General features: G+C 57.0%; 6 protein-coding genes and 1 pseudogene. 3 read left to right on the top strand and 4 right to left on the bottom strand.

Annotated features, from left to right (window positions below; genetic code table 11):
* Together QJ48_RS08165 and QJ48_RS08160 are read right to left on the bottom strand one after the other, a co-directional pair.
* Positions 1 to 449: NAD-dependent epimerase/dehydratase family protein (locus QJ48_RS08165; RefSeq protein WP_157261564.1), on the bottom strand; the 449-nt coding region annotated here is incomplete at its 3' end.
* Positions 450 to 519: 70 nt separating this feature from the next.
* On the bottom strand, positions 520 to 1,695 hold the full coding sequence (locus QJ48_RS08160) for a galactokinase (protein WP_054973141.1): 1,176 nt from the start codon (positions 1,693 to 1,695) through the stop codon (positions 520 to 522).
* A gap of 190 nt (positions 1,696 to 1,885) precedes the next feature.
* Here QJ48_RS08160 and QJ48_RS08155 point away from each other — a divergent pair, with 190 nt between their 5' ends.
* The gene (locus tag QJ48_RS08155; RefSeq protein WP_054973142.1) at positions 1,886 to 2,800 is read left to right on the top strand and encodes an AraC family transcriptional regulator; all 915 of its coding nucleotides are present in this window, start codon (positions 1,886 to 1,888) and stop codon (positions 2,798 to 2,800) included.
* Between the two features lie 46 nt (positions 2,801 to 2,846).
* Here QJ48_RS08155 and QJ48_RS08150 read toward each other — a convergent pair whose 3' ends face one another.
* Positions 2,847 to 4,922 (bottom strand): cell wall metabolism sensor histidine kinase WalK, encoded by a 2,076-nt coding sequence (locus tag QJ48_RS08150; RefSeq protein WP_237762847.1) that lies wholly within the window; start codon positions 4,920 to 4,922, stop codon positions 2,847 to 2,849.
* A 255-nt stretch (positions 4,923 to 5,177) separates the two neighbouring features.
* Between QJ48_RS08150 and QJ48_RS08145 the strand changes: the two genes are divergently transcribed.
* Complete coding sequence (locus QJ48_RS08145; protein ID WP_036688281.1) at positions 5,178 to 5,870, top strand: response regulator transcription factor; 693 nt, start codon at positions 5,178 to 5,180, stop codon at positions 5,868 to 5,870.
* 8 nt (positions 5,871 to 5,878) lie between these two features.
* Here the strand turns inward: QJ48_RS08145 and rluF are convergent, their stop codons facing one another.
* Entirely contained in the window at positions 5,879 to 6,577 is a 699-nt protein-coding gene (gene rluF, locus QJ48_RS08140; RefSeq protein WP_054973139.1) for a 23S rRNA pseudouridine(2604) synthase RluF, read from the bottom strand.
* A gap of 189 nt (positions 6,578 to 6,766) precedes the next feature.
* Here rluF and QJ48_RS08135 point away from each other — a divergent pair.
* Positions 6,767 to 7,082 (top strand): annotated as a pseudogene (locus QJ48_RS08135) (GyrI-like domain-containing protein); the annotation flags it as partial.

Genomic DNA, 7,082 nt, shown 5'->3' with positions numbered 1-7,082 from the left:
ATCTTCTCCATGGCGAGCTTCGTTTCGCCGTAAGCGTTCGTCGGCAGCGTCCGGTCCGTTTCCAGAATCGGAACGTTCTCGGGCTCGCCGTACGTCGCCGCCGTGGACGAGAACACGATTTTTTTGACGCCGTATTCGTTCATTTTCTCAAGCAGGCAGAGCGTCCCGTAAACGTTGTTATGATAATATTTGCCGGGCAGCTGCATGCTTTCACCAACGAGCGAGCTCGCTGCGAAATGAATGACCGCGTCGATGTCGTTTTCGCGGAATACCGTGTCTAAAAAGTCCGCATCGCGAATGTCCCCGACGTACAGCTTGCCGCCGAGCACCGCTTCCCGGTGTCCCTGCTGCAAATTGTCGACGACAACCACCTCTTCGCCTTTTGCCAGCAGCTCCGCTACCGTATGCGAGCCGATATAGCCCGCGCCTCCGGTTACCATAATGGCCATAATCAAGCCTCTCCTTCCGTCATCTGAGTATATTTATTGATTCCGTCTGTTCATCGCCGGACGATCATGCCTAAAGCGGCAGCTCCTGCACGCCATTCCCAATGTCGCATACATAGAAGTCTGCGGTCAAGCCGGTCTTCTCCTTATACACGCGGCCCACTTCGCCGACAAACCGCTCCACGCTGTCTCGATGCACCAACGATACCGTGCAGCCGCCGAAGCCGGCGCCCGTCATCCGCGAGCCAAGCACGCCGGGAACGGTGAGCGCCGCTTCGACCATCGTATCCAGCTCGACGCCGGTCACCTCGTACAAGTCGCGCAGCGAGTTATGCGAGCCGATCATGAGCCGGCCGAACGCCGCCAAGTCTCCTTGCTCCAGCACCTCGATGGACTGCAGTACCCGGTTGATCTCCTCGACGACGTGCTGCGCCCGCTTGCGCACCGTCTCGTCCGGGATCAGATGCTGCGCGCTCCGGTATTGCTCCAGCGACAGCTGACCGAGCAGCGTCAGGTCGGGATATTCGGCAGCCAAATGCTTCACCGCCTGCTCGCACTGCGACCGGCGTTCGTTGTAGGCCGAGTCGACGAGCCCGCGCTTTTTGTTCGTGTTGCCGATCACCAGCTTGTATTCGCCGCTGACGAACGGCACATGCTTGTATTCCAGCGTATCGCACATGAGCAAAATCGCATGCTCCTTCTTGCCCATCGCTACCGCAAATTGATCCATGATGCCGCATTGCACGCCGATGAACTCGTTCTCGGCCTTTTGCGACAGCAGCGCGATCTCCACCTTGTCCGTCGGCTGCCCTTCCATCGTGAGCAGGCCGTAGGCCGTCACCACTTCGATAGAAGCCGAAGAGGAGAGGCCGGAGCCGTTCGGAATTGCCCCGCTGTACAAAATATCGTAACCGCCGACGGATAGCCCCCGCTTTTGCAGTTCGCGGATGATGCCCTTCGGATAATTGATCCAATCGTCTTCAGCGCGGAATTCGACCTGCTGAATGGAAATATGCTTGCGCAGCGGAAAGTTGGCGGAAGCAAAGCCCACCTGATCGTCCTCCCGCTTCCGGATCAGCATCGTCGTGCCGAACGTCAGAGCGGCCGGGAAAACGTAGCCCCCGTTGTAGTCGGTATGTTCCCCGATCAGATTGACGCGCCCCGGCGCATGAAACGCCCGGATAGGATTGGAGCTATCTCCTCCGTACAGCTCGACAAACTGCTCCTGCAATGCTTTGACTTCCGTCATGACGGTTCACCTCGTTATGGATTTAAGAAGACACGTTCGATATAGCGAATTTCATTAGTAAGCTTTTGCTTCAAGTATAGCCCGGACAACCGGTTTTCACTATGGAACGATGTCAGGACGACATGGAAAAATGTTAGATCATGAACGCGCAGACATTCCCGGTTATGCTATACTGAACGTATCCGGGGCAATGCCCCAAAAGGAGGCGAGTCGCGCCTTGTCCGGGCCCGTCAAACGTCCCGATACCTACTTTGTCGTATCCAACCCGCACCCCGCGCCGGAAGATAGCCCATTGACCGTCCTGTTCGCCGGCCACAGCCAGACGAAGCCGGGTCATAAGCCCGGTCCGAAGGTGGTCGATTATTATTTGCTGCATCATGTGCTGTCTGGCAAAGGCACCTACGTCTGCCAAGGACAGACCTACGAGCTCGGCGCAGGAGACAGCTTCCTGATCGAGCCGGGCAAGCTGGTCAATTACATGGCCGATACGCTTGATCCGTGGCACTACCGCTGGGTCGCCTTCGAAGGGCGGCTCGCGGAGCGATTGCTGCAGGATACGGGCCTGAGCTCGCAGCAGCCGGTCGTGCATACCGGACGAAAGCGCTCGATCGGCGTCCTGTTCCGCCAAGTACAGCTGGCGTTTCAACACCGCGGCGCAGGCGCCAATCTGAAAGCGAACGGCTGCCTGCACTTGTTGTTCGCCGAGTTCGCGGAAGCGCTTCGCCCTCTTCGCGCGGACGAGCCGGAGCAGGCGACCGCCGCCGGGCAAACGGTGCAGCGGGCGCTGCAATATTTATCCAAGCAGTATGCGGAGCCGATCACGATCGAGCTGATGGCCGAATCGCTCGGCTACAACCGCGCGTATCTCTCAACGCTGTTCAAACGGCAGACCGGGCTGACGCCCGTGACGTTCCTGCTCCGGCTCCGGCTCGACAAAGCGCGTCATCTGCTTCGGGAGCGTCCGGAGCTGACCGTGGAGCAGATCGCGTCTTCGGTCGGCTTCCAGGACCCGCTGTACTTTTCGAAGCAGTTCAAACGGCACTACCAGCTCTCGCCGACCGATTACCGCAGCTCGCTGCTGCATCCCCCTGATTCCGGCGATTAAGCGCCGGACATGCGATTCGCTGCGGACGCCGCAAACGACCGCGTCTCTATTCACCCCCTTTCACGAGGGGCAGCATGAAGGCGATGCAGGCGCCTTGACCTACGCGGCTTTGCGCCCAGATCCGGCCCCCATGATAGTCGATAATCTCCTTGGCGATGGCCAGCCCGAGGCCGCTGCCGCCGCCGGCCGTGTTGCGGGACTTGTCTTTCTTGTAGAAACGGTCGAAAATATACGGCAAGTCTTCCGGATCGATGCCCGAGCCGTTATCCTGCACCTGCACGACAAGCGAATGCTCGTCCACGATAAAATGAAGCTGGATTAGCCCGCCGCGGGGCGTATGCTTGACCGCATTGTAAATAACGTTGGTCAGCACCTGATCGATCCGGTCCACGTCGATTTTGACAATGGCCTGCCGGTGGGCTTCGGGCCGCAGTGAGTAAGCGACCGTCTCGAATTTGAGCCCGGCGCCGGCCAGCTCCAGCTCATAGCGTTCGTCGAAATAACGGATAAAATCGTCCGTGCTCACCGGCTGGATATCGAAATCCATCTGTCTGGCCTCCAACTTCGAGAGCTGGAACAGATCGGCGATGAGCCGGTTCAAGCCCGTGATCCGGTTATGGATGAGCTTTAAATATTTTTGCTGCTGGTCGGGCTGCGAGACGACGCCGTCGATGAGCGCTTCCACGTACCCTTGAATGAGCGTCATCGGCGTTCCCAGATCGTGCGAGATATTGCTGAGCAGGTGCCGCCTTGACGTTTCCATCCGCGCCAGGTCGTCGTTCATCCGCTCCAGACTGCGGTTGATGCGTTCCAGCTCGGCGGTCCGCTCGCGAATTTTATGCTCCAGACCGGTGTTCATCTCGCGCATTTGCCGCGATAGCGTCTCCACTTCCACGTAAGCCTTGGCCGATTTGGCGCTCAGGATAAATGAGGTCATGAATACACAGACAAGCAGCCCGTACGACGATACCTCGCCAAGCTTGATCCACTGGTTGTAATACATGATGTCCAGCATCACCGTGGCGACGTAAGCGCCCGCGCCGATCGCGGCGAACAGCGCCCCGTCTCTTTTGCGAAGCATAGCGCGACCCAGACTGAACAGCAGGTAGCCGCTGGTGAGCAGCGTAATGAGCTGGAACACCGGCGTCGTATAGGTCACCCACGGAGGCGGGATCAGAAATGCCGCAGCCGAGAACGCTACGCCAAGCGCCAGAATAAGCCGGACGATGCCGGAGCGCACCTCCTGCGGGTAAAGCGAGTGCATGAACATGATCATGACGGGCACGCCCATGTAGAAGCATACGTACTCAATGCGCAGCTCCGTCAGCCAATGCACCTCGGGGACAAAATAATACATCACGCCTTCGCCCGCGAAGAAGGCCCGTATGCCGATCAACAAACAAAAAAGGCCGAAATAAAGCGATCCTTTCTCTTTGCGCCTCAGCGCAATCAATCCGATGTGATACAGCCCCATCGACAGCAGACTTCCGACCACAAGCGTCTCGATCGCAAGCTCTCTCCGGAGCTTGCTGTCCAGCGCGCTCCATGAGCCGAGCTCGACCGGTTTCCAGATGCCCCCGAGCCGGTGATGGTAATTGGAAACCTGAATGACGATATCCAGCGGCCCGCCCGGATGGCGCAACCGGATCAAATTCGGGGTATATTGAGGCTTGGAAGTCAGAATGTCTTCTCCGACCGTGCCGCTGCTTGCGATCGGCTCGCCGTTCACCCAAGCCTTGTAGGCCGTACGGATATATGGCAGCTTCAGCCCCAGATCGGAAGCGGGGGCATCCAGCTTCACTTTCAAGTGAAAGGTCGCATGACCCGAGCCGCCGGGCTGCACGCCGTCTACCAGAACTCGATTCCACACCTCCGGAAGAGCAATCGGGGTCGCCCGCTCTCCTGCATTATGCTTCGGGGAGGCCAGCTCTTCCGGCGTCAGGAGGCGCATCCAGTGCATATCCCATTCGCCGTCCAGCCGGACCGTTCCATGGGATTCCAAGCCGTAGCCCTCCAGATCCATGACGCCTTGAACGGCACGGGGCGCGGACTCTCCGGCAGCGGAACTATAGTAACTGATACCGGCAATCGCGGCGGCCAATAAAACTATGGAAATAAACACCCAAAACCATTTATAATAGAAATAGTTTCTGGAAATCGATACCACTTTCTTTCCTGTTGCTCAAATGGGCTTCCTGCTAATATCGTACCTTAAACTGCATTATTTGGAAACCGGGATAAACGGCTCACCTTTGGGGGATTTCGGGACGTTTGTCACTGCCATATCAGAATCCAGTATCGAGTCCGGCGGGGTATGATTCTGATAGTTTCAAAGAAACATCATGTTTCGCCGCATCATCTTTTGGAGGAGAAATCGATGCCTGGAGAAAAAATACTCATCGTCGACGATGAAGCCGAGATTGTCGAATTAATCAGTCTTTATTTGCGTAAGGAGGGGTATGACGTACTGTATTCCGGGAATGGGGCCGAAGCGCTTGCCATGGTGCGGGAGCACCGTCCGGACTTGGTGATTCTCGACATCTTGCTCCCCGAAATGGACGGCATCGAAGTATGCCGGCAAATCCGGAAGTCCTATAATACGCCGATATTATTTCTGAGCTGCAAAAGCGAGGATATGGATATCATTCTGGGGTTCAGCATCGGGGGAGACGATTACATTACGAAACCGTTCAGTCCCGGCCAGCTCGTCGCCCGGGTCAAAGCGCATCTGCGCCGCAGCCAGCTGCTTGAGCAGCACAAGGAAGATTCTCAATACCTGTCGTTTCCGGGACTGGAGATCGATCTGCTCAGCCGGACCGTGAAAGCAAGCGGCGGGCTCGTGCCGCTGTCTTCCAAGGAGTTCGACCTGCTGCTGCATCTCGCCCGCTCGCCCGGCAAGGTGCTCCCGCTCGAACAGCTGTATAAAATGACCTGGGGCGTGGACAGCAACGGTGACACGCGCACGCTGCTCGTTCACATCAGCAACCTGCGCAAGAAGATCGAACCGAACCCCACCGATCCGAAATACATCCATACCGTAAGGGGGATCGGCTACAAATTCAACGTGTAGCATAAAGCTTACGGCTGATGCCCGATGGCGCTCATCAGCTTGTCCAGCTCTTCCGGGGTCAGATCACGCCACTGCCCTACCGGCAAACCGGCCAGCTTGATGTTCATAATGCGCACCCGCTTCAACCGGCGCACCTCGTAGCCGAAGGCGGCGCTCATCCGGCGGATTTGACGGTTCAGTCCTTGCGTCAGCACGATCCGAAACGTCCGGTCGTCGATGCGGTTCACTTGGCACGGTTTGGTGACGGTCCCGAGAATCCGCACGCCGCTCGCCATTCCCTGCAAAAACATCGGTGTGACCGGTTTGTTCACCGTCACGATGTATTCCTTCTCATGCTCGTGCTCGGAGCGTAATATTTTGTTGACGATGTCGCCGTCATTCGTAAGCAAAATTAATCCTTCGGAATCTTTATCCAGCCGTCCGATCGGGAAAATGCGCTCGCGGTGTCCTACAAAATCCACGATGTTGCCGCGGACGTGCCGTTCCGTCGTGCTGGTGATGCCTACCGGCTTGTGGAGCGCAATATAGACGTGCTTTGTCTTCTCGCTGACCGGTTTTCCGTCGATCCGCACGTCGTCTCCTTCGTTCACCCGGCTTCCGAGCTCGGCCAGCTGGCCGTTAATCGTAACGCGCTTTCCTTCGATCAACTGGTCCGCTTCGCGCCGGGAGCAAATTCCCGTTTCGCTGATATATTTGTTGATTCTCATCGTTCTCACTCCGCTTGTCCTGACTTTATCGCTCCATTATACCATGCGTGTTTTTCGTTGCAAAAAATTCGAAAGGCGCTCTGCGAAAAAGAAGGAGCCTCTGGCGAAGCTGGAGCGGGAACGTGTGAAGTCATAAATGCTTGTCTCTTGCAATTTAGGAAAATAACAAGGAAAAGAGGCGAAAATCGTATGATCGAAAACGCGGCAAAGCTCCCGGAGATGAAGCCTGTTCTGGTAGAACACAAGGAGTTAAAGCTAATCGGCATCCCGTGCATCGGCCTGAACGACATGGGAGGGAAATATCGGCACGCCAAAGAAGCGCTGCTGTCCTCAGCCAAACATTTGCCCCATATCGTGAACCCTCAAATTCATTACGGGCTGTGGCCGCACGGACCGTCGCAGAGCCATCCGGACACGCACGTATACATCCTTTGCATGGAGGTCGAATCGTACGACGGCATTCCCGAATGGTTCCTCCGCCTGACCGTCCCGGCGCACCGGTGCG

It is taken from the genome of Paenibacillus sp. A3 (assembly GCF_001399685.1).
In the GTDB taxonomy this organism is placed as follows: Bacteria; Bacillota; Bacilli; order Paenibacillales; family NBRC-103111; genus Paenibacillus_G.
Note: the sequence above shows the minus strand (reverse complement) of the source record. Positions and strands in the feature narration are given on the sequence as shown.

Coding starts and splice junctions, on each gene's coding strand:
- QJ48_RS08160 (WP_054973141.1), bottom strand. CDS start 1,695: ATGACGGAAGTCAAAGCATTGCAGGAGCAGTTTGTCGAGCTGTACGGA.
- rluF (WP_054973139.1), bottom strand. CDS start 6,577: ATGAGAATCAACAAATATATCAGCGAAACGGGAATTTGCTCCCGGCGC.
- QJ48_RS08155 (WP_054973142.1), top strand. CDS start 1,886: ATGCCCCAAAAGGAGGCGAGTCGCGCCTTGTCCGGGCCCGTCAAACGT.
- QJ48_RS08145 (WP_036688281.1), top strand. CDS start 5,178: ATGCCTGGAGAAAAAATACTCATCGTCGACGATGAAGCCGAGATTGTC.